At 60.0% G+C, this 25,240-nt stretch carries 20 protein-coding genes, 1 tRNA gene and 1 riboswitch; of the genes, 15 read left to right on the forward strand and 6 right to left on the reverse strand.

The genetic code is table 11. The features are described from left to right. Window positions 1-233: 233 nt before the first annotated feature. The 4 genes from FFA61_RS01085 (at window position 234) to FFA61_RS01100 (ending at window position 6,725) form a co-directional block, all read left to right on the forward strand. Window positions 234-935: an ImmA/IrrE family metallo-endopeptidase gene (locus FFA61_RS01085; RefSeq protein ID WP_165544457.1), complete on the forward strand. Its 702-nt coding sequence runs from the start codon at window positions 234-236 to the stop codon at window positions 933-935. Between the two features lie 53 nt (window positions 936-988). After that, complete coding sequence (locus tag FFA61_RS01090; protein ID WP_131247176.1) at window positions 989-1,222, forward strand: hypothetical protein; 234 nt, start codon at window positions 989-991, stop codon at window positions 1,220-1,222. Window positions 1,223-4,289: 3,067 nt separating this feature from the next. Continuing rightward, entirely contained in the window at window positions 4,290-5,879 is a 1,590-nt protein-coding gene (locus FFA61_RS01095; RefSeq protein ID WP_005962325.1) for a lysine--tRNA ligase, read from the forward strand. Window positions 5,880-6,014: 135 nt separating this feature from the next. Further along, the gene (locus FFA61_RS01100; protein WP_040313549.1) at window positions 6,015-6,725 is read left to right on the forward strand and encodes a TetR/AcrR family transcriptional regulator C-terminal domain-containing protein; all 711 of its coding nucleotides are present in this window, start codon (window positions 6,015-6,017) and stop codon (window positions 6,723-6,725) included. 429 nt (window positions 6,726-7,154) lie between these two features. On the opposite strand, the gene FFA61_RS01105 is transcribed toward FFA61_RS01100, so the two are convergent. From FFA61_RS01105 to FFA61_RS01125, 5 genes are all read right to left on the reverse strand, one after another. Beyond that, window positions 7,155-7,814 carry a LutC/YkgG family protein gene (locus tag FFA61_RS01105; RefSeq protein ID WP_005962323.1) on the reverse strand — a complete coding sequence of 220 codons (660 nt, stop codon included), beginning with the start codon at window positions 7,812-7,814 and terminating at the stop codon, window positions 7,155-7,157. Continuing rightward, complete coding sequence (locus FFA61_RS01110; protein ID WP_005962322.1) at window positions 7,811-9,370, reverse strand: LutB/LldF family L-lactate oxidation iron-sulfur protein; 1,560 nt, start codon at window positions 9,368-9,370, stop codon at window positions 7,811-7,813. Before FFA61_RS01110 ends, FFA61_RS01105 begins: the two co-directional genes overlap by 4 nt. A 1-nt stretch (window position 9,371) precedes the next feature. Continuing rightward, a complete protein-coding gene (locus FFA61_RS01115) occupies window positions 9,372-10,160 on the reverse strand; it encodes a (Fe-S)-binding protein (RefSeq protein ID WP_005962321.1) in 789 nt (262 codons plus the stop codon). Between the two features lie 677 nt (window positions 10,161-10,837). Continuing rightward, window positions 10,838-11,419, reverse strand: a complete 582-nt coding sequence (locus FFA61_RS01120; protein ID WP_005962320.1) for an amino-acid N-acetyltransferase — start codon at window positions 11,417-11,419, stop codon at window positions 10,838-10,840. Continuing rightward, window positions 11,416-12,360 (reverse strand): sugar-binding transcriptional regulator, encoded by a 945-nt coding sequence (locus FFA61_RS01125; protein ID WP_005962319.1) that lies wholly within the window; start codon window positions 12,358-12,360, stop codon window positions 11,416-11,418. Before FFA61_RS01125 ends, FFA61_RS01120 begins: the two co-directional genes overlap by 4 nt. 430 nt (window positions 12,361-12,790) lie before the next feature. Here FFA61_RS01125 and FFA61_RS01130 point away from each other — a divergent pair, with 430 nt between their 5' ends. The 6 genes from FFA61_RS01130 (at window position 12,791) to FFA61_RS01155 (ending at window position 19,132) form a co-directional block, all read left to right on the forward strand. Then, window positions 12,791-13,591 (forward strand): MIP/aquaporin family protein, encoded by an 801-nt coding sequence (locus FFA61_RS01130; protein WP_040313548.1) that lies wholly within the window; start codon window positions 12,791-12,793, stop codon window positions 13,589-13,591. A 195-nt stretch (window positions 13,592-13,786) separates the two neighbouring features. After that, entirely contained in the window at window positions 13,787-15,313 is a 1,527-nt protein-coding gene (glpK, locus tag FFA61_RS01135) for a glycerol kinase GlpK (RefSeq protein ID WP_005962316.1), read from the forward strand. Window positions 15,314-15,404: 91 nt separating this feature from the next. Then, complete coding sequence (locus FFA61_RS01140) at window positions 15,405-15,974, forward strand: PIN domain-containing protein (RefSeq protein ID WP_005962315.1); 570 nt, start codon at window positions 15,405-15,407, stop codon at window positions 15,972-15,974. A 344-nt stretch (window positions 15,975-16,318) separates the two neighbouring features. Further along, complete coding sequence (locus FFA61_RS01145) at window positions 16,319-16,696, forward strand: cold-shock protein (RefSeq protein ID WP_005962314.1); 378 nt, start codon at window positions 16,319-16,321, stop codon at window positions 16,694-16,696. Further along, window positions 16,689-17,483: a DUF3027 domain-containing protein gene (locus FFA61_RS01150; RefSeq protein ID WP_005962313.1), complete on the forward strand. Its 795-nt coding sequence runs from the start codon at window positions 16,689-16,691 to the stop codon at window positions 17,481-17,483. Before FFA61_RS01145 ends, FFA61_RS01150 begins: the two co-directional genes overlap by 8 nt. Window positions 17,484-17,665: 182 nt before the next feature. Continuing rightward, window positions 17,666-19,132 (forward strand): NCS2 family permease, encoded by a 1,467-nt coding sequence (locus tag FFA61_RS01155; protein ID WP_005962312.1) that lies wholly within the window; start codon window positions 17,666-17,668, stop codon window positions 19,130-19,132. A gap of 158 nt (window positions 19,133-19,290) precedes the next feature. Here FFA61_RS01155 and serC read toward each other — a convergent pair whose 3' ends face one another. Continuing rightward, entirely contained in the window at window positions 19,291-20,424 is a 1,134-nt protein-coding gene (gene serC / locus FFA61_RS01160) for a phosphoserine transaminase (RefSeq protein ID WP_005962311.1), read from the reverse strand. 186 nt (window positions 20,425-20,610) lie between these two features. On the opposite strand from serC, the gene FFA61_RS01165 reads away from it, so the two are divergent. From FFA61_RS01165 to FFA61_RS01185, 5 genes are all read left to right on the forward strand, one after another. Next, window positions 20,611-21,282: a metal-dependent transcriptional regulator gene (locus FFA61_RS01165; RefSeq protein WP_005962310.1), complete on the forward strand. Its 672-nt coding sequence runs from the start codon at window positions 20,611-20,613 to the stop codon at window positions 21,280-21,282. Between the two features lie 233 nt (window positions 21,283-21,515). Beyond that, a riboswitch (cyclic di-AMP (ydaO/yuaA leader) is annotated at window positions 21,516-21,678 on the forward strand. Window positions 21,679-21,682: 4 nt separating this feature from the next. After that, complete coding sequence (locus FFA61_RS01170; RefSeq protein WP_175406551.1) at window positions 21,683-22,420, forward strand: C40 family peptidase; 738 nt, start codon at window positions 21,683-21,685, stop codon at window positions 22,418-22,420. Window positions 22,421-22,564: 144 nt separating this feature from the next. Then, on the forward strand, window positions 22,565-23,494 hold the full coding sequence (locus FFA61_RS01175; RefSeq protein ID WP_040313547.1) for a universal stress protein: 930 nt from the start codon (window positions 22,565-22,567) through the stop codon (window positions 23,492-23,494). 234 nt (window positions 23,495-23,728) lie between these two features. Beyond that, a tRNA-Arg gene (locus FFA61_RS01180) sits at window positions 23,729-23,801 on the forward strand. Between the two features lie 315 nt (window positions 23,802-24,116). Further along, complete coding sequence (locus FFA61_RS01185; protein ID WP_040314467.1) at window positions 24,117-25,232, forward strand: IS1249 family transposase; 1,116 nt, start codon at window positions 24,117-24,119, stop codon at window positions 25,230-25,232. The last annotated feature ends 8 nt before the right edge of the window (window positions 25,233-25,240 follow it).

A 25,240-nucleotide genomic window follows, 5' to 3' on the forward strand; every position in this document is an offset into this window, starting at 1 on the left:
TAAGCTTTTCTCCTCTTTGGGTACCACCGGCGCGCCCGAGCCCAGTTAAGCTGCGCTACTGGTTTCATTGGATCTAATCACACGGTTGTAACTAAGTTAGTTCGACTCTAACTTGACCAGTTTTTGCGCTGAGTCTTGTAGAACTGTCTATGGGAACGATCGGCAGAGTTCGTGTGAGATTGGAGAAGAAGAGATGAGAAGGTTGGCTCAATGCTCACTTGGGGCGTGTTGCTGTGAGTGAGCAGACGGTGGGAGGCAGCTTGCCTGGCACTCTCTCCGGTTCGTATCGCGCTGCGCGTGCCGGAGGTGACGGCGAAGGAAGTGGCCAGCCTGTGAGCGAAGTTTTCAACGGAGCGGGTGGCTTTTGTCTGAACTCGGACCTTAACCTTGAGCAACTCTACTCCGAAGCGGAATACTTTGCTGAGAGAATACTTGAAAACTTCTGGGACAGTGTATTTCCGGTAGATGTCGTTAGCATTGCGTCAGAGATTCCAATCGTTATTCGGTATGTGGATTTTCCGGGTGAGACAATTGGCCTCATTATCAAGCGTGCCAACGACCGTGATCCGACAATATTTCTTGATAGCGACATGACCTCACAGCGTCGTCGCTTTACGATCGCGCACGAGATTGGGCATTACGTGGAGCATTATCACCTCGAAAAGAAAGCTTCCGATGTTCCTTTTTGGTATGACGATCCAGAAAAGCTGGGTACCGAATTTCATCGTGCCCGAATCCCAACTCCTTCAGGAGATCCGGACACAAGAAGATCAGAACAATTTGCTGACGCGTTTGCTCATGCACTTCTCATGCCAAGTTGGGAAGTGGAAACATTTGCTGGCTTAGGGATGACGAAAGAGTCGGTTGCACGGTATTTTGGTGTATCGGTGACAACCATGCTCAACCGTTTAAGAATGCTCGGCATTGAGCTCTAGTTTGTTGGTGGGACGCAGTCTCTAGTTGTGAATCGCACTTTTTGGAGGTTGTGATGAGTAGGGATGAAAGGTTGCCGAGCGCTGACAGAGGCGATCCATTCGGTTTCGACTCAAGTTTTGAAGAGGAGGTTAGCAGGAGATTCTCCGCTCTCTCCAAGGCGGCTGAAGAAGTTTCCGGCCGTCGAAAAAATCTCGCAAATCAGAGATCGTTCAAGAAAAGGAAGAACAGGACGCTTCGAATCAGTCTCGTGAGGAAAGAGATGACCTCACATTCGACCAGAAGATGAGAGTTCGAGGTTCTGCTCGAAAAGATATGAGGACTGTCGTCTATCTTGAGCAGATTAAAAAGGGTTCTGAATTGCGAAATATGCTTTCAAGACATGTTACCTGGCTTTTGATTGCTCAGGTTGCGATAGTTAACATTGGATTTTTGGTGATGGTGTATTGGGGTGCGTTATGTGAAAGGTGGCCGTCAGACAGACTTGTACTGGGATGGTTTGCTTCTACTGTTGTCGAGATGTTCGCCCTTTATGCGATTGTTCTGCGGGGGGTTTTTCCTGGAAATGGTTCAGTCATTCCGGATCGTGGCAGGTCGGGACGACGGTAGAAGAGAGGCTCATTTTGTAAGCGGCCACTTTTTTGATAATTCTACCTCAATCTCAGATGATTGAAGCTTCGCTTATTGTATTCACGATCCGCTCGACGAAAGGCTTGAGCTTGTGTGAGTTGCGCCGATATTTTCTGCGCTAGTGGTTCGAAGTGAGTTTCACGCACACCAATACTCTCTGAAAAAGATTCTCGGAGAATGAGTGGAATAGCTTTTGTAGCTGTTGATAATTTCGGTTGTGGTGATGGTGTTACAGGGGCATCGGCAATGCGAAGTGAGAACTCGAGGTTTTCTGCCGATGAAAATCTGGTGGACTGTGCTAAGTTGCTGACGCAGATTTTTGACAATTTATAGTTGTAAATGGGTGGAGGCGCCAAGTCTGCCGGTAGGCAAAGACAGTCGGAGTTCCTAGTTTTTATGGCTCTGGTAAACGTTGAACGTCTTTTGTTAATTCCGGATAAGGCCGCTTGTGGCCTCAGGTATTGTAAGAAAGAGGTGTTGGCTCAATCTGGCTATGTCGGCTTTGTGGCGCGGGAAAGTCGATCTTGAAGTTGGCTGTGTGATGGTGTGAAGTGCGGATGTTGCTAAATGAAATGCCTGTGGGTGTGCGATGACTCAGTATAGACGTTTAGCGTCTGGCTCTGGTGCAGGTCTCGGTGGTTCCTGATGTGACCGCTTTTTGTGCCTATTTGGTCAAGGTTGTTGATTACGTCTTGGGTATGTTCAACAGCATTTTGGGGCTTGCGCGAACTAGTTCCGAGTCGCTGCGTCAAGTCGCAAAAGAGTTCGCGGTATTCAGGGAGTTGTGTTTGCGTCACCGAATGCGTAATGCAGAACAGTTGCGTGGATGTGAGCTCGCTTGGTGGTTTAGGGATCGTGGAGTTTTGGGAGCTTTAGCGGCGTAACCAGATCGTCGAGACAAAAGAATCAGGGTCTTACGATAAGCTGCAGTTTTTCGAGCGAGATCTTACCGAAATTAAAATACCGGATCGCATGTGGGGCAAACAGTATAAAGACACGATGATCGTCGCACGCGCGTGTCGCCTGCTGGAACGCTTATTGCCAGCACTGTCACCGGTGGTCGAACAGATCGCTATCACAGTCGAGAACTGCTCTAAGCATATCGGTAGGGCTGATGCAGGTTTCGATGATGCTCGACGTAAGCCCACGGGGTGTGCTTTTTTCAAGGTTTTCATTCGACCTAAGGCTTATTCCGAAGAGCTTTCGCGAAGAGTCTTGCGTGGGCTGCTAGGATAACTGGCTTATCGCAAGCGCTGTCGTCACTACCAAGGCATCATCATGGGAATGAGTTGACAAAGGTGTCGTCGTATTTTGCGCTGACTTCTCCGGCGGCTAATCGGGGCTCTCAACGGTGAACTTTTTGGTCGCCGTGAGGGAGATTTAGTTAGGTGTTCCTGTTGCGATCCCGTTGGAAACGAGATTGTCGGCAGATTTTGCTTGAATAGTGAGATTGAGTTGATGAGAGGATGTGAGATGGTCGTAGAATTACTGGATTCAAATAATGAGTGAACGTGGTTAAGGGGCGGCTAAGTGTATTCGCTGAACCCGCTAATGTGCGATCGGCCGATCGTTGATTCATCTTCGGCATGCTTGTATTCATTCCTGTTCTCTTGGATTTTGTCGTTTTCCAGGTGATGTCGCTTTGGTTTTGGCTCATCGCTTTGTCTGCTAGGAGGATTTACCGGCTATTTTGGTGAATTATCGCTCTAGCTGTCATTTTCGACCGAAATTGGGTGTCTGTTTGATTCGACGCGAAAGGCGCTTGGTCGTTTTTTCGGGATGGCTGAAATGTCGCGGGCAGCAGATTTTTTCGACTAGTCGCAATTGTTCAGCGAGTTCTCTGCCTGGGCATTGTTTCTTTTGTAATTGGTTTCGTTGTTCGTTGGGCGCTGCTCGCTGAGACTTCGATTCGCCTGCTGGCCGTGTTGATGGTTCTCGTCGTCTAGACGCTTGTCGTTGAGCATTTTTTTGGGTGGGCGATCGCGTAGGGCCCAATGGTGGGGGTGGATCCGATCGGTATTGAAATTCGTTCGCTTTTCGGTGAGAGCATCAAGCCTGCGTGGAATGCTCGTTTATGTGTGTGCGGGGTTGTAATTCCGATTTTGGCGCAATTGAGTCACTTGGTCGTGAGAGGCGTTTTGGAGCACGTGTAAACATGCAGGTGGCTCCAATGAACTACTTCCAACTGGAGCGCCTCATTGAGTATTTTTCGTCGCATCCTGAAGATTGTTCGCTCCTTGGCACTGAGAAGGACAATGAGTTTCTCGTCTCACTGATGAAGGGTCCGTGGTGAGCTGGCGCAGTGATGGGCTTGTGTCTGCGCGTTGGGTTTTGCCGAACAGCCTTCTTTACTCGGGCAATAACGCAGACGAAGCAAGGGAAGGCGAAAGGCTCTGCCTTCTCTTCGCGTGAGCCGCAGAGCGAGGCGGAGTCGCCCAAACAGTGGATCATCATCGCGCCAGCGGCTCCGCTCTCGTGGTTGAGGGAGACCTGCAGCATTCTCGTTATGCTTGATGAATATCCGCCATTCCGGACACGCGAAGAGGGGAGAGAGTTTCAGGCGGACGCCACGAGTATTTGAGGGGCAAAGGCCCCTCCTCAATTACGCGCACCAAGCGACCAGGACAAGAAAGACCTTAGGCGCTTGCGATCGGCGAGGGAGACATCACGCGTGGAGAGCCTCACGTGGGTGAAGAGCCACCTCTTCGGACGGTTACGATGGTGAGGTGACTGACGTGAACCAGAATCCCGCCCCTGAAGCCGATGACACTCCCGAGCAGGTCAAGGTTCGTCAGGAGAAGCGCGCGCGCCTTCTCGCCGACGGACGCCAGGCCTACCCGGTCGTCCTCGCAATCACCTCCACTATCGCCGAGATCCGCGAGAAGTACTCGCATCTTGAGGCCGGTGACGAAACCCAGGACGAGGTCGGCATTGCCGGTCGCGTCATGCTCGCCCGCAATGGCGGCAAGCTCTGCTTCGCGACCCTCATGGACGGCGAGGGCAATCGTATTCAGGTGATGCTCTCCGCCGCCGAAGTGGGCCTCGAGTCCCTCGCGCAGTACAAGGCGGATGTCGACCTCGGCGATCACCTTTTCATCCACGGCCGCGTGATCTCCTCGCGCCGCGGCGAACTCTCTGTCCTGGCCTGCCCCGGCACCGCACCCGCCGGGCTCTTCACTCCCGGTATTGGCGAGGGCGATCCGGTGCCCGCATGGCAGATCGCCGCGAAGTCGATCCGCCCACTGCCTAAGACCTACACCGCCGAGGACGGCACCGAGGTCTCCTTGTCCGAGGACATGCGCGTTCGGCGCCGCTACCTCGACATGATCGTCCGACCGGCGGCACGCGACATGGTGCGCACGCGCTCCAAAGTCGTGAAGTCCCTGCGCGACTACTTCGACGAGGCGGGATTCATCGAGATTGAAACCCCGATGCTGCAGAACCTGCACGGTGGTGCCGCAGCCCGCCCCTTCTCGACGCATATGAACGCTTACGACACGGATCTTTTCTTGAGGATCGCCCCGGAGCTCTTCCTCAAGCGCGCGGTCGTCGGCGGCATCGACAAGGTCTTCGAGATCAACCGCAACTTCCGCAACGAGGGCGCGGACTCTTCGCACAGCCCCGAGTTCACGATGCTCGAAGCCTACGAGGCTTACGGCTCCTACGACACAATGGCCCGCCGCACCCGCGAGTTCGTCCAGAAGGCTGCGCGCGACGCCCTCGGCACTGAGCTCGTCACCCTGTCCGATGGCTCCCTCTACGATCTTTCCGGCTCTTGGGCTGAGATCTCAATGTTCGAGGCGACCGCCGAGGCTCTTGGCCGCGAGTTCAATGTCGACACCCCCCTTGAGGAGCTCGTGAAGATCGCTGAGGAGCTCGGCGAGGATGTTGCCGATCACTGGGGTCCGGGCAAGGTCGCGGAGGTCATCTTCGAGGCCGCCGTCGGCGACAAGCTTTGGGCGCCGACCTTCGTTCGCGACTACCCCGAGGACTCCAGCCCCCTCACGCGCGGCCACCGCTCGAAGAAGGGGATCGTCGAGAAGTGGGATCTGTATGTGCGCGGCTTCGAGTTGGCGACCGCCTACTCCGAGCTCGTCGATCCCGTGATCCAGCGTCAGCGTTTCGAGGCGCAGGCCCTCGCTGCGGCGAACGGCGACCCTGAGGCGATGGTCCTTGACGAGGATTTCCTCATGGCGATGGAGTACGGTATGCCGCCCGCCGGTGGCATGGGCATGGGCTTGGATCGTCTTCTCATGGCTCTGACCGGTCACGGGATTCGCGAGACCATCACCTTCCCGCTCGTGAAGAAACTCTGAGTTTTCATTCACGAGGGCGGGGTGGACACCCCGCGAGTGTGCTGGCGGCCCAAGATCATCTTGGGCCGCCAGGTTTTTCAGCTCCCGGAGAAACGCCCCTTAGAATGGGGAGAACACCTGAAACGGGGAGGCGGCATGGCGGCGAAGACCACGAAAACAGCTGCGTCGCGAGGAGAGAAACGCTCAAAAGGCAGGCCCGCGAGAATCGACCGGCATAAAATCCTCGAGGCCGCCCGCGCCCTCGCCCCGGAAGATGTCACAATGCAGTCCGTCGCAGACATTCTCGGAGTCGATCCGACCGCATTGAACTACCACGTCGGTGGTAAGCGTGAATTCATGCAGCTCATCGCACTGGATCGAGCGAGCATGAGCCTTGACGTCCTCGCCGAATTGACCGAGGGGGACTGGGAATCCCTCCTGCGGGGCTTCGCCTCCGGGATGCGCGCTTCGGTCGCTTCGATCGGCCCTCTTGCACGTTACTTGGAGTTCGACTCGAGGCTGGCCCTGGGGTATATGATCTCGATCGAGAAGGCGCTCGAGACCCTTGTCGAAGCGGGCTTGAGCTCAGCGGATGCACTGCGTTCTATCAGTCTTGTTGCGCATCTTGCCGCGCACACGGGCAAGAGGGACACGATGTGCGATTCTTCGGGCGCACAGGGCTTGCATGGCAATGGCGTGAAAACTCTCCTCGAGGGTGAGGCCGGAACAGATTTGCCGATCATCCGCGCTCTTCTCAAGGGTGAATACCCGGGTTTTGCACCCGAGGATCCGGCTAGCGCCGACCTCCAATTCACTTTCGAGCTTGACACGATCATTGAAGGTATCCGCTCGCGCATGAGCTGTTGAGGGTGCTCGGGCACCTATGGTCCGCTGAGAGCGCTTGTGAATGCATGACCTGCTGGGGGCGTTCTGGCCGACCCCTGAGAATGCCCACGCGCAAGGCCGGTTGAGAACGCTCCAAGGTAGGTCGCCCTCGGCCTGCACGAATTCAGACGTTGACGTACACGAGACCTGTTGAGAACACTCCCGCCCCCACCTTTCCCTTCCACGGGTGAGACGTTGACGTATACGAGACCTGTTGAGAACACTCCGGCGAAGCTCAAGATAAGGATGAGCTAAGAAGCATGAGCACAGGGCAAGACATGGTCGGAGCAGGGGAAAAGAGTAGGAGCGCGGCCTAAGAGGACAGCCTGAGCATCCCGAAGAAGAACCGGCACAGCTTAAGGGGCAGTCGGTCAATGCCGACTGCCCCCAGCGTCTATCAGATGGAAAGGCTCAGCGATCCGTCACCAACAGCACAACCAGGGTTCGGGGGCCGTGCACGCCGTCAACGCGGACAAGCTCAATGTCCGAGGTTGCTGAACCGCCGGCGATCCAGGTGATCGGACGAGTCGGATGCTCACCGACGATCGCGACCGCTTGCGGGACGGTCGGCTGAACGGTCGATGCATTGACGACGCACAGATGCAGATCCGGCAGGAGACTGATAATCCTGCGGCCCTGATCCGGCTCGCCGTCAAGAATGATCGTCCCAGACTGAGCGATCGCAGTGCGCGAAGCGGTCACGACCGCGAGAGTCTGATCGAGCTCCTCCTTGGTGCAGGGTTTCTCAATGGAGTCGACGCGCAGCGTACGCCCCTTGCCTGCGGCCTTACGCCAAGTGGCATCCAGACCAGCGGGGACGACAACGGAGGGCGCTTCCTTCTCCTTGAGTACCTTGTCGATCGTCGCGGGGATCTTATCGGCCGTGACCTCATGAACGGCGACGTGGTAGTCCCCGAGCATCTCGATGAAGAAGTCGAGCACCGGGCGCGAACCGGGAGCGTCCTCGGTTTCACACATGTAGTCGCGGACGACCTCGTCCTTCGGAGCGCCGGGCTGCGAAGCGTCACGCGCAGTGCGCAGGGTAGCCAGGATTTCTTCGCGGGCGTTCACAGCTGGGCCCCCTCTTCGTCGATGCGGGTGGTGGGCGTGCACGAGCAAGCGGTGCAGCCCTGTTCCTTCTGGTGTTCGGCCATCCACTGGCGGAAGGTCTTCGAGGGCGGAGCGGGCACGTCTCGAGAAGTCGACCACGCGGTCGCAGGCCAGGGCAGATTCACGAGGCGACGATCCGAACCCGCGATCTTCCGGCCGAGCGGCATGAGCTTGCCGGCGGCCTTCATGAGCGGGCCAGAGGACATCGGGATCTTCGCGGCCCCCATCGCCACATCCCACACGGTCGGGATGCCGCCGCGTTGAGCTTCGACGGCGCGGTGGCGCAGCTCGACCAGCACTTCGGGGATATTGATGCGCATCGGGCAGGCGTCGTAGCAGGCGCCGCACAGCGAGGACGCGAAGGGGAGGGTCGAGGCCGGATCGTTGTGATCGAAAGCGCCGCGCAGTTGGGGCGTGAGGATCGCACCGATGGGGCCGGGGTAGACCGACTGGTAGGCGTGGCCACCGACGTGCTCGTACACGGGGCAGACATTCATGCATGAACCACAGCGGATGCAGTGCAGGGCCTGACGGCCGATCGGGTCGGCGAGAACGCGGGAACGGCCGTTGTCGAGCAGAATGAGGTGGAACTCCTGCGGGCCATCACCCGGGGTCACGCCCGTCCACATGGAGGTGTAGGGGTTCATGCGCTCACCGGTCGCGGAGCGGGGGAGCAGCTGAGCCATGACCTCGGCGTCACGGAAGGTGGGAACCATCTTCTCAATGCCGACGATCGAGATGAGGGTTTCCGGGAGGGTGAGGCACATGCGGCCATTGCCTTCGGATTCGAAGACGGTGAGGGTGCCGCTTTCGGCGATCATCATGTTCGACCCGGAGATCGCGACCTTTGCCGAAAGGAACTTCTTGCGCAGGTGGGCGCGGGCCGCTGCAGCGAGTTCAACGGGCTCGTCACCGAGGTTCTCGGGGGCGTCGCCCATGCGTGCCTTGAAAATGGCGCGAACTTCGGAGCGGTTGCGGTGGATCGCGGGGACGACGATGTGGCTCGGCATGTCGTCGGAGAGCTGAACGATCATTTCCGCGAGGTCGGTCTCCCATGCGGAGATGCCGCGCTCAGCGAAGTATTCGTTGAGGCCGATCTCCTGGGTGACCATGGACTTGACTTTGACGACCTCGTCAACACCCTTGGAGGCCGCGATCTGGTAGGCGATGGCATTGGCTTCGGCTGCGTCGCGCGCCCAGTGGACAATGCCGCCGCGCGCGGTGACATTGCGCTCCATCTCTTCGAGGAGTTCGGGCAGACGGCTCATGACGCGGTTCTTAATGGAGGAGCCCGCCAAGCGGAGTTCCTCCCAGTCCGGGGTTTCGGATACGCGAAGGGCGCGCTTGTTGCGGATCGTGGTTGTCGCGTGCGTGAGGTTGCGGCGCATCTGCGTGTTGCGCAGGGTCTTGGCTGCGGCCTTGGGGAAGCCTTCGCCCCACTTGAGCGGTTCTTCCGGCGCGTCCGCGGAGGGTGTCCAGGTCACGTCGGACTTCGGGTTCACATGTTTGCGTGCCATGTCATGCCCCCAGCTTCGTCGTCGTTTCGTCTGCTTCCCAGGGTTGGTCCTTCGTGCCCGCGAGGATTTCCGCGAGGTGCATTGCGCGGATGCCTGCGCGCTGGCGCGAAAGACCGCCGGCGATGTGCATGAGGCACGAGTAGTCGCCTGCGGTGAGGATCTCGGCCTTTGTGGACTTCACATTGGCCATCTTGTCGGCGAGCATCGCCGTGGAAGTCTGGTGGTTCTTCATGGAGAAGGTTCCGCCGAAACCGCAGCAGGACTCGGCTTCCGGAAGATCAACGAGGGTGATGCCCTCAACGGCCTTGAGGAGCTGGTAGGGGCGGTCTCCGACGCGGGCGATGCGCATTGAGTGGCAGGTCGGATGGTAGGTGACGCGGTGCGGGAAGTATGCGCCCACATCGGTCAGTCCGAGGACGTCGACGAGAAGCTCTGAAAGGTCGTAGGTCTTCTTTGCGATCTGCGAGGCGCGCTTGGCCATGCCGGGCATGCCCTCGGATTTGGCGACCATTTCGGGCTGGTGGCGCAGCGATCCCGTGCATGAGCCCGAGGGGACGACGATCGCGTCCCATTCGCCGTCGAGCACCGGCTCGAAGGTCTTCACATGGTTCTTGATGAGGGGAACGGCTTCGGGGAAGTATCCGGTGTTGATGTGCATCTGCCCGCAGCATCCTTGGGATTCGGGGAAGACGACTTCGTGACCGAGACGTTCGAGAAGGTGAACGGTTGCCTGCGGTGCTTGTGGGAACATGAGATCCCCGACGCAGGTGGCGAAGAGTGCGATTCGCATGGGCGTCCTTGTCGTTGCGGCTCGTTGGTGATTTGGAGCGTAACAAAGGGGGGTTTCTCGCAAGCCTGAACCGTTGTGAAGCTCTGAGAGCCGCAGAATCTTGCGGTTTTGGGACTTATGTCCACGGAGTTGTGAAGCGAGTGGGAGATCTAAATCCGTGAGGAGAGAGTTAGGGAAATGGGCTCTCACGTGTGCGGTGGAGAGGACTCTCGCGGGTTTCTTTCCTTGTGAGGACGAGGCCGCGGGCAATGGGCGCTCTTGAGTGTGGGTCCGAAGTCCTCCCTATAGGCAGGTGGGATTTTGGTGGGCGGCACCGGGTGAGTGAAGAACTCCTATTTAATAGGGGAGTGTTCACTGGCATGAAGGAGCCTGAACGGCCTGAGGGAACGTGAACGGCCCAGGGGAGGTCAGGGCCTGGAGGGACGTCCAGAAGCTGAGGAGTGTCAGGACCTGGAGGAGTGTCCAGAGGCTCAGGGAGTGTGCCTATCGGGTAAGGGGCCGGGGGCCGGAGCGTTAGGAGTGTCCAGAGGCCCGGGGAGTGTTCCGGTCGCGGTCCATCTGCGCTAGGGCGACGAAGGAACGTCCCCAGAACCGGGGAGTGTTCAGCGTTGGGAGAGCTCAGGAACCTGAGGGCGTACACCACCGACGACCCCTCGGCCTCCTTGAAGACGGAGCGCTCAGGCTCCCGAGGAATGTGCAGGCACCTGAACGCTGTCAGTGCCGTGAGCGTTCGTGGCCTTCGAGAGTGGGGAGCTCTCAAGGTTGCGGAGCATCCGGGTATTGCCCAAAGTATTGGGCTTGTAGGAAGCGAGGTCGAGGAACTCTTTCACTCCGTCGTCATGTGAACGCAGCATTTCGAGGAAGGCGTCTTCACCGACGGGAGTACCTGAGATTTCGTAGAAGCCGTGGCGCGCGAAGAAGTCGACTTCGAAGGTGAGGCAGAAGACCCGTTGGAGTCCAAGCTTTTGTGCGCGTGCGAGGAGGCTTTCAAGAATCGCCGAGCCGATCCCCTTGTGAAGGAACTCGGGGGCGACGGCGAGGGTGCGAATCTCAGCGATATCATCCCACATGACGTGCAGAGCGCCGCAGCCAACGAGCGCGTTCGTTTCCTCGTCGATCGCGACGACGAACTCTTGGATGTCCTCGAAGTAGGCGATGAGTTCTTTGTGTAAGAGGATGCGGCGCATCGCGTAGGGGGTGGTGAGTTCGGCGATGCGGCGCGCATCTTTGGGGCGCGCGTCGCGAATGCGAATGCTCACCTTCCGGTGCCTTTTGCTTGTACTGCACAAGAACGGACGAGTTCGAGAAGTTCGCGCGCAGCGCCATCATCGAGGACGAGGTCGGTGATGACTTTTGCTCGCAGAGCCCCTAGGAGGGGAAGGGCTTTCGAGGCGCCGGCAACAACGCAAAGGCGGCGGGGGATTCGGCGAAGGGTCTCGGGGGTGGGGCCAGACGCGCGCGAGTTCAATGCCATATCGGTCGAGCCGTCCTCGCGCAGCAGGACGGTGCACACATCGCCGACGACTCCGTCGCGCTGGGCGGCGGCGAGTTCTTCGGTGTCGAGGAATCCTCCTGAGTAGACATGCGAGGGGAGGCGTGCGGAAAGGGAGCCGATACCGAAGAGGGCGATATCGCAGTCCTCAATGGTTTTCAGGACTGCCTGGACGGAGCGCTCGCGCCAAAGGGCGTCTTTTGTTTCCGCGTAGTCGAAGAAGGTGGGGACGGGGAAGTGGACCATGCGCCCGCCGATTGCGCGAGCAGCGCGGGAAATGATCGCGTCAGCGTAGGGCATGCCTGATTCGGTGGCGGTGGCTGCTCCATTGAGTTGGACGACAGTGGAGCCGGGGAAATTCACTCGAGGCATGCAACGGGTGATTTCTGAGGTCGTATTGCCCCAGGCGATGCCAAGGGTGACGCCCGGCTTGAGCATATCGATGAGGCGTTCGGCGGCGACAAGAGAAACATTGTGGAGGCGGTTGACTTCGGTGTGGACGTCATGAACCGGGACAACGGAGGTCTGTACGCCGAAAATCTCGGAGATCTGCCCTGAAAGTGTGCCCTTGTTTCCGGGAGCCGCGCTGACGGAGATTCGAACGAGGCCGGTCTCGCGCGCGTAGGACAGGAGACGGGAGACTGAGGAGCGGGAGACTCCGAGGTGTCGGGCGATCGTTTCCATGGTTTGCCCTTGGAGGTAGTACATGGAAGCGGCTTCATGGGCTTGCTCGTCACGAATCGTCACGTGCCCTAGTGTGCCATGCACAGGCGTGCAATGGCCAGGCTCTGCATGTGCAGGGCGTGGATATGTAGAGCTGGGAGCGGACACGTATGACCGAAAGATTGATAAATCGTGTGCACAATTGGCCATATGGTCCGAATCGATGTGCATCGCCTGTCATACTTATTGTCGTCCTTGTGAGAACGTTGTCGTTCATCGAGATCGCAGTCTGAAGGTGCCGCTTGGAAAAAGAGCGGTTTTTCCACAATGAATCCCAAAGGTTCAAAGGAAATTCTCGGATCCGGGTGAGCCGAAAGCTGCGAAGGTGAAGCTCAACGCTCTCACTCTCGGAATAGTCGAACGGCTCACCGTTCGAAGATCCAATGCGATGAAGCGTTGGAGAAAGATAGGGAAAATGCTCGCAACACTTCTTCCCATGGCGCCGCAAGAGGTGACGATGACTCAGATCTTCATGTCGGAGTTCATGGGGACGGCAGTCCTCCTCCTCCTCGGTGGCGGTGTCGTCGCCACCAACCTCCTTCCAAAGTCGAAGGGGCGTAACGGAGGCTGGCTCCTCATCAACTGGGGGTGGGGTCTCGCTGTTCTCGCCGGTGTGTACGTCGCTTACGGCACGGGCGGCCACCTGAACCCGGCCGTGACGATCGCGAAGGTCGTCGGCCACATGTTCAACCCTGAGGTCACCCTCAATGGTCCGGCGCTCGCTGAAGGCGGTATCCCCGTCACCGTCGCCAATGTCGTCGTCTACATCGTCGCCGAGTTCCTCGGAGCCTTCGTTGGCGCGATCCTGTGCTGGCTGACCTTCAAGCAGCACTTCGATGAGGACCTCGACCCGGCCCTCAAGCTCGGCGTCTTCTCGACCGCCCCGGAGATCCGCTCCTACGGTTGGAACACCCTCACGGAGGCCATCGGCACCGCCGTCCTCATCCTGTGGATCTGGGTTTCGGGTTACACCCAGACCGCTATCGGACCGCTCGCTGTCGCGCTCATCATCGTCGTGATCGGTAACTCCCTCGGCGGCCCGACCGGATACGCCATCAACCCGGCTCGTGACCTCGGCCCGCGTGTCGCGCACGCCATTCTCCCGATCAAGGGCAAGGGCGGCTCCGACTGGGGCTACTCCTGGGTTCCCGTTGTCGGCCCGACCATCGGCGCGATCGTCGGTACCGTCATCGCCTTCGTTACCGGCCTGGCCTGATCCGAGCATCCAGAGATGGCGGGGTCCCGGGCGGACGCCTCCGGGACCCCGCCTCCATCTCCATCCTTATGAGAGCTCGCCGTCGAGCTCCATCTTTAGCTCCGTATAACACACACGAGGAGCAGGGGCCTTCGTGCCCCGTATTCCACTAGGAATCGTCTTCACCACAAAGAAGTGACAGAAGGGAATTCGTCCATGTCTGAAGAGAAATTCGTTCTCGCGATCGACCAGGGCACGACCTCAAGCCGTGCGATCATCTTCAACCACTCCGGCGAGATTGTCGCCGTCGGCCAGAAGGAATTCACTCAGATCTTCCCGAACCCGGGTTGGGTCGAGCATGACCCGGTCGAGATCTGGGAGTCGGTCCGCGCCGTCGTCGCCTCTGCCCTCCAGAAGGCTGAGATCAACGCCTCGCATCTCGTGGCAGTCGGCATCACCAACCAGCGCGAAACCACCATCGTCTGGGACAAGAACACTGGCGAACCCGTCTACAACGCCCTCGTCTGGCAGGACGTGCGCACCGGCGACATCGCCCGCGAAATCGCTGCCGGCGACCCGCTCGGCACCGAGCGCTACCGTCAGATCACCGGCGAGAACATCTCGACCTACCCCTCGGCCACGAAGGTCAAGTGGATCCTCGACAATGTCGAGGGCGCCCGCGAGCGCGCCGAGGCCGGAGACCTCCTCTTCGGTACCCCGGACACCTGGGTCCTGTGGAACCTCACCGGTGGCGTGAACGGCGGCGTCCATGCCACCGACGTCACCAACGCCTCTCGTACGCTCCTCATGGACGTTCGCGAGCTCAAGTGGCGCGAGGACATCTGCAAGGACTTCGGCATCCCGATGTCGATGCTCCCGGAGATCAAGCCCTCCGCCGCGATCTACGGTAAAGGCCGCTCGAACGGTCTCCTCGCAGGCGTCCCGATCTCGGGCATCCTCGGCGACCAGCAGGCCGCGACCTTCGGCCAGGCCTGCTTCGAACCGGGTGCGACGAAGAACACCTACGGCACCGGCTGCTTCACCCTCATGAACACCGGCACCGAGCCCGTCTTCTCCAAGAACGGCCTGCTCACCACCGTCCTCTACCAGCTCGGCGATGAGGCTCCGGTCTACGCCCTCGAAGGCTCTGTCGCCGTCGCAGGCTCCCTGGTCCAGTGGCTACGCGACAACCTCGGCATGATCGTCAAGTCCTCGGACATTGGCGCCCTCGCCGAGTCGGTCAAAGACAATGGCGGCGTCTACTTCGTCCCCGCTTTCTCCGGCCTCTTCGCACCCTACTGGCGCGATGATGCCCGCGGCGCGATCGTGGGCCTCACACGCTACGTGAACAAGGGCCACATCGCGCGCGCGGTCGAAGAGTCAACGGCATTCCAGTCCGCTGAACTCATCGAGGCGATGAACGCCGATGCGGGAGTGCCTCTCAAGGAGCTCAAGGTCGACGGCGGCATGACGCACGACGAGCTGCTCATGCAGTTCCAGGCGGACATCTCCGGCTGCGACGTGGTTCGCCCCGTTGTTGCTGAGACCACCGCCCTCGGTGTCGCCTACGCGGCCGGTATTGCCGTCGGATTCTGGAGTAGCACCGAGGATGTCGTTGCGAACTGGCAGGAAGGCAAGCGCTGGAGCCCGTCTATGGACAAGGCTGAGCGCGACCGCACCTACCGCCTCTGGAAGAAGGCCGTCACCCGTACTTTCGACTGGGTTGACGAGGACGTGAAGTGAGCGTCTGAGTCCGCTCACACGGGGCACTCTCTGACTTTTGTTCAGGGAGTGCCCCTTTTTCGCGCTCGGGCCGTAGTGTTGAGGTATGGGAATGTATTCATCTAATGGCAAAACCTATTTGATCGTTGATGGTGAGAACATCGATGCGACCCTCGGTCTGTCGGTGCTCGAGCGTCGGCCCAGCCCTGAAGAGCGCCCCCGATGGGATCGTGTCCTCGAAGGTGCACGTCGTGCTTTCGACGAGGAAGCTAAAGGACTGTTCTTCCTCAATGGTTCTTCCGGCGCCCTCCCAATGGGCTTCGTTCAGGCACTGACCGCAATGGACTACACAGTGATCCCCCTGTCTGGACCGGAGGATGTGAAGGTCGTGGACGTCGGCCTCCAACGCACGATGGAGGCGATCGGGGAACTTGAATCCGGTGATGTCATCTTGGCCAGCCATGATGCCGACTTCGTTCCCCAGGTTGAGCATCTTCTCGACCTGGGACGCAATGTCGCGGTCATGTGCTTCCGCGAGTTCCTCGCCTCGGGTTTGCATGAGCTGGAGGAAAAGGGCCTCAAGGTCATTGACCTCGAGTACGACGTACACGCCTTCCAAGTGACCTTGCCGAGGCTGCGCATCATTGATGTCGACGACTTCAACCCCTTCGACTTTTTGTGATCCTCGCCGGGCGTCGCTCAAGCTGGCGCTCTTCGTGTCAGTGTTGTTGCGGCGCCCGTGCTGCATGCTGTGTTCGTGCGGCAGTCGCCACAGGGGGAGGGTTCGGATCAATCGGCCTTGGTTCGCCCCTTCGTTTACTCTCCCGCCTGCGAGTATGCGTGCCGAGACTCCAGTGACAGGGAGCTGGATCCCAAAGCCTTCCCTCCCCAGCCGACCTGCGACCATGCGAGCCGAGAGTTCAGTGACAGGCTGAAGGAGTACCCACCGCGAAGCACAGCCCGGCCTCGCCCACTAGAATGGGCGGAGGTCTGAACATGACCCCATAGTCTTCTTGAGGAGTTGCAGTGCCCACTGGAAAGGTGAAGTTCTTCGATGCCGAGCGCGGTTTTGGCTTCATCGGAGGCGATGACGGCGTCGAGGTGTTCCTCCACGCCTCGGCGCTGCCCGAGGGGGCTGCGGCGCCCAAACCGGGGACTCGAGTCGAATACGGGGTCGCCGATGGGCGCAAGGGCCCGCAGGCCCTGACCGTGAAAATCTTGTCGCCGACTCGTTCTGTTTCAGCGGCCCGCAGGCGCAAGCCCCAAGCGATGGTCCCCGTCGTCGAGGACCTCATTAAACTCCTCGACGCTTCCTCCACCGCCTTGCGCAACGGAAAGTACCCCGAGAACTCACGGGCCATCGCGAAGGTTCTTCGCGCAGTGGCGGATGATTTCGATGCCTAAGGAAGCCACCCGGGCCGTGCGGACACGAGCCCCGAAGATCGATCAGGTTCTCGCCAAGGCTGTTGACGTGGCGAGACAATCCGCCGAAGCCCTCGCATACCCGCGCCCTATTGGTGAACACTTGGGCTTCACAATGGATGCTGAGCGCCTCGGCACCCACTGGTTCGCTTCGAGTGACCCGGGCTATGTTGGCTGGGCGTGGGCTGTGACCCTCGCCAGGGTTGCGCGCTCGCGGACGGCGACCGTGTGTGAAGTCGATATGATCCCCCGCGAGGGTGCGCTTCTCGCTCCCGAATGGGTCCCCTGGGAGGAGCGGCTTCGCCCCGGTGATCTCTCACGCGAGGACGCCTTGCCCTACCAGGCGGAAGACGCCCGCCTTGAGCAGAGCTTCGAGGACGTTGGCGACGATCCAGATATTGCGCAGTTCGCTGAAATTGGTTTGGGACGTAAACGCGTCCTCTCTGACGAGGGACGTCAAGCGGCTGTGACACGCTGGTACAAGTCCGACCAGGGGCCCAAACCGGGGCGCCCCCCGAAGAACACGTGCTCAACCTGCGGTTTCCTCGTGAAAATGTCGGGTTCGATGCGCACGATGTTCGGAGTGTGTGCGAACGAGTGGGCCCCCGACGACGGGCGAGTCGTCAGCCTCGACCACACCTGCGGCGCGCATTCAGAAACGGATGTGCCCAAGCAGGCAAGCGTGTGGACTGTGCGCCCCTCACGTGTCGACGATTCCGCTGTCGTGAGCGAACCGATGCCCAAAGCGGGACCAGCACCACAGGAGTAAAGCTCCGAGGCCCGTGGACCTTTCGTGGAGATCGGATAGAGAAGGGGTGCGAGCGGCGGAGAGGCGAATGAAGCGCACTTCTCTCAGTGGACAAGGGCGAACTGAAGACGAGCCTATGCTGTGAAGTGTGTCGCGGCGCACGAATTTTGCGCAGATTCGGCTCAAAAAGGCACGATTAGCGCGTGAGCACACAAAAGAAGACCGTCGCATCCCCATCTGCGACGGCGTCCTCGTCGACCATCGACCGTTTCTTCCATATCACTGAACGAGGCTCGAGCATCGCCCAGGAAGTCCGTGGCGGTTTCGTCACCTTCTTCGCGATGGCCTACATCCTCGTCGTGAACCCGATCATCCTCTCGACGACCCTCCCAGCTGAAGCGGGCTTCGCCTTCGCCGACATCGCTGCGGGAACCGCCCTCGTCGCAGGCATCGTCACGATCCTCATGGGCCTTGTTGCGAACTTCCCTTTGGCACTCGCTGCGGGAATGGGCCTCAACGCCGTCGTCGCATTCACCCTCGTCGGAGGCAATGGACTGAGCTACCAGGAGGCCATGGGCCTCATCGTGTGGGAAGGCATCCTCATCACGATTCTCGTCCTCACCGGCTTCCGTGAGGCCGTTTTCAAAGCCGTTCCGCGCCAGCTCAAGACCGCGATCTCCGTCGGAATCGGCCTGTTCATCGCATTCGTCGGACTCATTAACGCGGGCATCATCCGCCCCGGCGGCACCCCCGTCCAGCTCGGCATCAACGGCTCTCTCGCCGGACTGCCCGCCCTAGTCTTCGTCTTCGGACTGCTTCTCACGGTTGTTCTCTACATCCGTAAGGTCAAGGGCGCCATCCTCATTGGCCTCCTGTCCTCAACCGTTCTCGCGATGATCTTCCAAGCGATCTTCCATGTGTCGGCCATGAAGGACGAGACCGGTGAGATCGTGAACCCGACCGGTTGGGGGCAGACCATCCCCGAGCTTTCCGGTTCGATCGTCTCCCTGCCGAGCTTCGGCTCGCTCTTCCAGGTCGATATGTTCGGCGCCTTCTCCAAGCTCGGCCCCGTCGCTGTCGTTCTTCTCATCTTCTCCCTCATGCTCGCCGACTTCTTCGACACGATGGGCACCATGGTCGCCATCGGCGGTGAAGCGAAGCTCCTCGATGAGAACGGCAACCCGCCGCGCTCGCGTGAAATCCTCCTCGTCGACTCTCTCGCGGCAATCGCAGGCGGCGTCGGCGGCGTGTCCTCGAACACCTCCTACATCGAGTCTTCTGCGGGCGTCGGAGAAGGCGCGCGCACCGGTCTCGCCTCGGTCGTGACAGGGCTGCTCTTCCTCGCTTCGACCTTCCTCTCGCCCCTCGTCGCTCTCGTTCCGACCGAGGCCGCATCCACGGCTCTCGTCTTCGTCGGCTTCCTCATGATGATGCAGGTCGCGGACATCGACTGGTCGAAGGCTGAGATCGCGATCCCCGCCTTCCTGACGATCGCATTCATGCCTTTCGCATACTCGATCACGGTCGGCATCGGCGTCGGCTTCGTCACTTACACGCTCATTCGCATTGCGAAGGGTCAAGCGAAGAGGGTTCACCTGCTCATGTGGCTCGTGTCGATCCTGTTCATCGTCTACTTCCTCCTCGGTCCGATCGAAGCTTTGATCGGCTGAATGATCGCCTACTGAAGCGGAAAACGCGGGCCCGCGGGAGTGACCTCCTGCGGGCCCGCGCCTCGTAAAAACGTGACCTGGAAAAGGAAGAGCGACTGGACTCATACGGGATGGCCCCGCTCAGGGTTTGTCGACGAGCTTGGCGGACTTGTCGACGACTACGCCGAGTGCTCGAGGAGCCAATTGAGGCACGCCACCAGAGCCTCAACATCCGAGACCGGCGTCGTCGGCCAGGTCCCAATGCGCAGCTGCTTGTCTCCGACCCCTCGGTAGGGATCCACATCAACGATCCCCTGTGCGCGCAGCGCCGCCGAGAGAGCCTTCGTATCAACGGACTCGTCGAATTCGAGGGTCACGACGACATGGGAGCGGTGAGAGGGCTCGGACACGAAAGGCCTGACCAGGGCAGAAGAATCCGCCCAACGGTAGAGCACCTCAGAAGCCGCGCGAGAACGCGCCTCCATGCCATCGAGGCCACCTTCATCCAACATCCACGCGATCTGCCGATCCAACATGATGAGCGTCGCGATCGCGGGAGTATTCAGAGTCTGATCCTTGACAGAGTTCTTCACTGCAAGGGAAAGATCCAGGAAGGACGGCATCCAACGATCTGAAGCACAGTGGAGTTCTTCTGCCCTCTCCATTGCCCGAGGAGAGACAAAGGCGAGCCACAGGCCCCCATCGGAGCCGAAAGCTTTTTGCGGCGAGAGGTAGTAGGCATCCGTCGCCGAAACATCGACCTGAGCTGCTCCCGCAACAGAGGTTGCGTCCACCACAGTCAGCGCATCATCACAGCCGATCCTCTCAACCGGGCTGAGAACACCCGTCGAAGTCTCATGATGCGGGTAGGCGAAAACATCCGGCGAAGCCCCGTCCTCGTTCGTCTCGGTGCCGGTGAGACGAGCCAGGGCCCCGGCCTTTGCACTCACACGGATTGCAGCATCGAGATGTGGTGCCCGATCAACTTCAGCTGCAAACTTGGAGCCGAACTCGCCGAAAACTCCGAAGGCTGCGCGTTCACGCACGAGCGAAGTGACGGCGACATCCCAGAACGCTGAGGCGCCGCCATTACCGAGGACGACCTCGTAGCCCTCGGGTAGGGCGAAAAGAGAACGCAAGCCCTGCCTGATCGAGGCGACAAGGGACTTGACCGGGGCCTTGCGGTGAGAGGTTCCCATGAGCAGGGGAGCGTGCAGAGCTTCGATCTGCTCGGGGCGGATTCGGGAGGGGCCGGAACCGAAACGGCCGTCCTTGGGGAGCAGATCGGCGGGAATGGGTGCGATATTCACCATGTGCTCAGCCTAGTCGCCTTGCCGTTCACGGCGTTTTCAGTACCGGGACTTGAGTGAAATAGGCGCAGGGCACGAAAATGCGACGAATGGAAAATCGCATATTTTCCCACTTGGGGGGAGGACTGTGACACAAGACCATATCCTTGAGGCACACAGGAGAGGCGAGAACGGAAGGGGAGGGTCGGAGTGGGCGACCTCATTGACACCACCGAGATGTACCTCAAGACCATTTTCGAGATGGAAGAGGATGGAGTCACGCCCTTGCGCGCGCGGATCGTCGAACGACTTGAGCATTCTGGCCCGACTGTTTCTCAGACGGTGAATCGTATGGAGCGCGACGGCCTTGTGCACGTGCTGGGAGATCGGCGCCTCGAACTCACTCCCGAAGGGCGCCGCCAAGCTACTGAGGTCGTGCGTAAACACCGCCTCGCCGAACGTCTTCTCATCGACGTCATTGGACTGGAATGGCAGTGCGCCCACGAGGAGGCCTGTCGTTGGGAGCATGTCATGTCCGACACAGTTGAGGAACGTCTTGTCTCGCTCCTCGAGGATCCGAAGACCGATCCTTATGGCAACCCGATCCCCGGCTCTGGTGAGTCCCTCCCCGGCGAGTCACTTGAGCTCGCGGTGAAAACGCGCGAAGGTGAGGCCTTGCGCCTCCTTCGAATCGGGGAACCGATCCAGGCGGACAAGGGGATCATTGCGAACTTCGCCGCTTGTGAGGTGAAACCGGGTACACAGATTGAAGCTGCAGCTGAAGGGAACTTCGTCCGTCTCCGTTCTCTTGAAGAAGGCGCCGATATGCAGGGCTTTAAGATCCCGATGGCACTCGCTTCGCACCTGTTCGTCACGCTCTGAGTGTTCGGCATGCTCTAAGCGTTCGTCACACTCCACGTGTTCTTCGCCATAGTGTCGCTGCTGTTTCGCGTCCTGCGTGCGGACGAAGCTACTTCTTCCTCGCTGTTCTCGGCTGAGATTCTGCTGTATGCACGCTGTGAATCCACTCTGGGTGTAGCTCACATTCTCGTTATGAATACGTGACATTTGGGGGTGGAGCGGTTTACAGTGGACCTCGGCTGATAAAGCCAACCGTCTCTCAGACACCGAAGTCGGACCCTGAGAGAACGGCATCACAGGTCCGACACGGGGGAACCACTTATGGCCGAAAGGCCTTGGGGTGAAGCCTGAATCTTCAGGCCGGGCTCTCCTGCCCGAATCCGACAGCTGACCTCGCAGGTAAGAAGGAGATGCATACCAGGTGACTACAGTTAGGCCAGCGCCTCGACACAGGCGCGCCCGCCGTCCGCTTCAGCCTCTCACCGATATTGCGGACACTCTCACCGCGATGAGCCCCGTTCGTCCGGCGGCTATCGCCTCAGTGACCGGTCTTGCGCTCACCGCTGTTGTCGGTGGCGCGGCACATGCGGCCCCCGGTTCAGCCCAGTCGGGCGAGGATACGGCAGCGCCGACCACTACGACCGCCCCAACCACCACGGCGACCACCGTCTCGGTCCCTGATATCGCTTGGACCGCCGAAGAGATCACGGCCACCGCTGAAGCTCCTGCGAGTGCAGCCGCTCCTCAAGCGCAGCAGGACGCCGCTGCGGATCGTTCTGAAGCCCGCCCTGAACTTTCGGTCGACTCGGGCGCAGCCGCCCGTTATAACGCCGCAGGAGCCGATGTTGTTGCCGCAGCCCTTGCTCTTACCGGCATTCCCTACGTCTGGGGCGGCGAAAGCCCTGCAGGTGTTGATTGCTCAGGTCTGACGAAGCTCGCTTACGCGGCTGCTGGAATCACTCTTCCGCACTCCTCCTCCGGTCAGGCCGCGATGGGAGTTCGTGTTTCCGCAGCCGAAGCCCAGCCGGGCGACCTCATTGCTTACCCGGGCCATGTGGCGATCTACATTGGCGGCGGCCAGATGGTTGAGGCCGTCGACTTTGGCACCCTCTCTCGGGTCTCCGCGGTCCGTGGCGGAGGAACCTTCATCCGCATCTGAATCTCAGGCGTGAACGGGAGGCTGGATCACATGATCCGGCCTCCCGTGTTTTCACAGGTCTTCACGTATTTCCACCCTGGTTCAGTTCCCTAAAGCGGGCTCATGGGGCACAATGGTCGTGACATACATCACGAGGAGGCCATGATGGGTTCCACCGAAGTCACTCTCGTCGGCGTCGACGGCTCAAAGGAGAGCCTCGCAGCCGTCAAATGGGCAGCGGATAGGGCGATCCGATTCGGCGGTCGGGTTCATGTTCTGTGCACCTACGCTCTCGCCTCGTACTCTGCGGCGGCACTCGACGGCGGCTACGCAGTTCTCGACGACGAAGCGCTCAAGCGAGGTGCACAGCAGGTCGTTGAAGAAGCTGTCGAGATAGCGAAATCCAGAGGAGAAGTGCGAGTCTCCTCCTCGATCGAACCGGGTGACCCTGCGGGCGTCCTCGTTGAGATGAGCCGTGAAGTTGACCTCGTCGTCGTCGGCTCACGAGGTGGGGGCTCTTTCGCTGATCGCCTCCTGGGCACCGTGTCCTCGGCGTTGCCCGCACACGCACAGTGTCCGGTTGTCGTCGTCCCGCGCCACACCGCGGGCAAGAAGTTCATGCCGGTTGAGCGCATCGTCGTCGGCGTCGATGGTTCTGAAGTTCCCTCTTCGGCTCTGCGTAAGGCCGTCGACGAGGCCGAGGGCTGGGGAGCGCGGCTCACAGCGGTTTCCGCAGTCCCAATCGGGAGCGGTACCTCGATGATGGCGTGGACCCCGAATGTCGATCACTCGGCTCTGCTCGACAATGTACGCAAGGGGATGGGAGAGGCCATCGACCAGGCTCTTCACGGGCGCACGATGGAAGTCGCGCGCCACGCTCTCGACGGTGCCCCGGCTTCGCTCCTCATTGAGTTCTCGACGGCCGTTGACCTTGTTGTCGTCGGTACGAGGTCGCGGGGTGGACTCGCAGGCGTCCTGCTCGGCTCCACATCGCAAACGGTTTTGTCGCACTCGACCTGCCCCGTCATGATCGTCCCCTCCGATCACCTCGGTAAGGCCGAATCCGCGGCCGCACCCGACTGGGGACGGCGCTAGTAGCGCGTAGCCCAGCAGGGCGCGAAGAGCTTGGGCTCTTCGCGCCCTGCGCTTTGAGATGCCGGGAAAAGCGTGACTGTGGAGAAAATGCGGGGGAGCACACGCCTCAGCTCTCGGCACTGGTAATCAGCACGAAAAGAACGCGGATGTACCGGTCTTGGGAAAGGGCGACAGTGGGCTTCGCCCTCGATCCTTGGGACTGATAGAGTAAGCGGGCTCGGCAACGCCGGGCGGGCCCTCGTAGCTCAGGGGATAGAGCACCGCTCTCCTAAAGCGGGTGTCGGACGTTCGAATCGTCTCGGGGGCACATCCGCGGTCCCGCAGGATCTCGCCGTTTCTGGCGGCCTGCGGGACCGCGCTTTGCGCAGTCCGTGAGCCGCGAACCAGTGAAAAACCAGTGGGCGGAGAGTGGGAATCACGATTCACCGCTCCTTCCACGGGTTAAAGGACACCTCGTGTTGGTCTGACTGGGACTTTTCGTTGTGCTGGTGCGGGAAGGTCTGGGTTTTAGTTGGTGGCGGCCAACTATGAGGGTGGACAGAATGTGTTGGTCTGATCGGGGTTTTTCGGCTCTGTGGTGCGGGAAAGTCCGGGTTTTAGTTGGGTGTGTTTGCCTCTCGGGGTGAATACTGCTTCGTGCCCTGTGTGTGGTGGTCGGATGACGCGTCATGGGAAGACGTCAGCTGGACGGCAGCGGTGGAGGTGTACGGCCTGCAATGTCACCGGTCTGAATGAGATTGACGCGTCGGCCAAGCACCTGGGCGAGTTCCTTTCCTGGTTGCTCAGCGGGGCCCGTCAGGCGGATATGCCTGGGGGTGGGCGGTCGTTTCGGCGGCGGTGCCAGCACCTGTGGGAGGTCTGGCCTTTCGCTCCCGTGGTCGATGAGGTGCACGAGGTCGTGTTCGTTGACGGGATTCATCTGGGCCGCAAGGCGGTCGTGGTGATCGCTCAGACGCGTGAGCATGTGGTGGGCTGGTATGTGGCCAGGACGGAGAACTCGCGCGCCTGGGAGGCCCTCATGAGCAGGATCGCCCCTCCGGAGCTGGTGGTGACCGATGGGGGGAGTGGGTTCGAGAAGGCGCGTAAGAAGATCTGGCCGGATTCGCGGGTGCAGCGGTGCACGTTTCACGCGTTTTCGAAGGTGAAGGAAGCGACAACGACCCGTCCGAAGCTGCCTGCGTCCAAAGAGCTGTACGCCCTGGGCAAGCAGCTCATTCGCGTCACGGATCTTCCGCAGGCCGAGGCGTGGGTGGAGGACTACAGGGGGTGGTGTGAGCGGTGGGAGGCGTTCCTCGCCGAGAAGACACCCAGAGACGATGGCGGGTGGGAGTACACGCATGAGCGGCTCGTGCGCGCCCGTAACAGCCTGAACCGGCTACTGGCGAGGGGTGTGTTGTTCACGTTCTGCGACCCCACCTGGGGGCAGGCGATGCCGGCGATGAACAACCAGATCGAAGGAGCCACGAACGCGCCCCTGCGCCAAATGCTGCGCGACCACCGGGGTATGCGGCTCACGCGCAGGATCAAGGCGATCTTCTGGTGGTGCTACATGCACACGGAGCACCCCTTGTCGGCCGCTCAGATCCTGAAAGTCATGCCCACCGACACCCAGATCGAACAGGCCTGGCAACAGGCCTCACGCGACCACCCCGCCGCCGGCATCATCCCCCAATGGGGAGACGCCATCGCCTGGCATGAACTCCACCACCACAGCCCCTACCGCACCGACTGGGACTAGACCCGACC

The sequence above is a fragment of the Schaalia cardiffensis F0333 genome, assembly GCF_005886435.1.
In the GTDB taxonomy this organism is placed as follows: Bacteria; Actinomycetota; Actinomycetes; order Actinomycetales; family Actinomycetaceae; genus Pauljensenia; species Pauljensenia cardiffensis.

Coding starts and splice junctions, on each gene's coding strand:
- glpK (WP_005962316.1), top strand. CDS start 13,787: ATGTCTGAAGAGAAATTCGTTCTCGCGATCGACCAGGGCACGACCTCA.
- FFA61_RS01150 (WP_005962313.1), top strand. CDS start 16,689: ATGCCTAAGGAAGCCACCCGGGCCGTGCGGACACGAGCCCCGAAGATC.
- FFA61_RS01115 (WP_005962321.1), bottom strand. CDS start 10,160: ATGCGAATCGCACTCTTCGCCACCTGCGTCGGGGATCTCATGTTCCCA.
- FFA61_RS01100 (WP_040313549.1), top strand. CDS start 6,015: ATGGCGGCGAAGACCACGAAAACAGCTGCGTCGCGAGGAGAGAAACGC.
- serC (WP_005962311.1), bottom strand. CDS start 20,424: ATGGTGAATATCGCACCCATTCCCGCCGATCTGCTCCCCAAGGACGGC.
- FFA61_RS01140 (WP_005962315.1), top strand. CDS start 15,405: ATGTATTCATCTAATGGCAAAACCTATTTGATCGTTGATGGTGAGAAC.
- FFA61_RS01090 (WP_131247176.1), top strand. CDS start 989: ATGAGTAGGGATGAAAGGTTGCCGAGCGCTGACAGAGGCGATCCATTC.
- FFA61_RS01130 (WP_040313548.1), top strand. CDS start 12,791: ATGCTCGCAACACTTCTTCCCATGGCGCCGCAAGAGGTGACGATGACT.
- FFA61_RS01110 (WP_005962322.1), bottom strand. CDS start 9,370: ATGGCACGCAAACATGTGAACCCGAAGTCCGACGTGACCTGGACACCC.
- FFA61_RS01125 (WP_005962319.1), bottom strand. CDS start 12,360: ATGTACTACCTCCAAGGGCAAACCATGGAAACGATCGCCCGACACCTC.
- FFA61_RS01175 (WP_040313547.1), top strand. CDS start 22,565: ATGGGTTCCACCGAAGTCACTCTCGTCGGCGTCGACGGCTCAAAGGAG.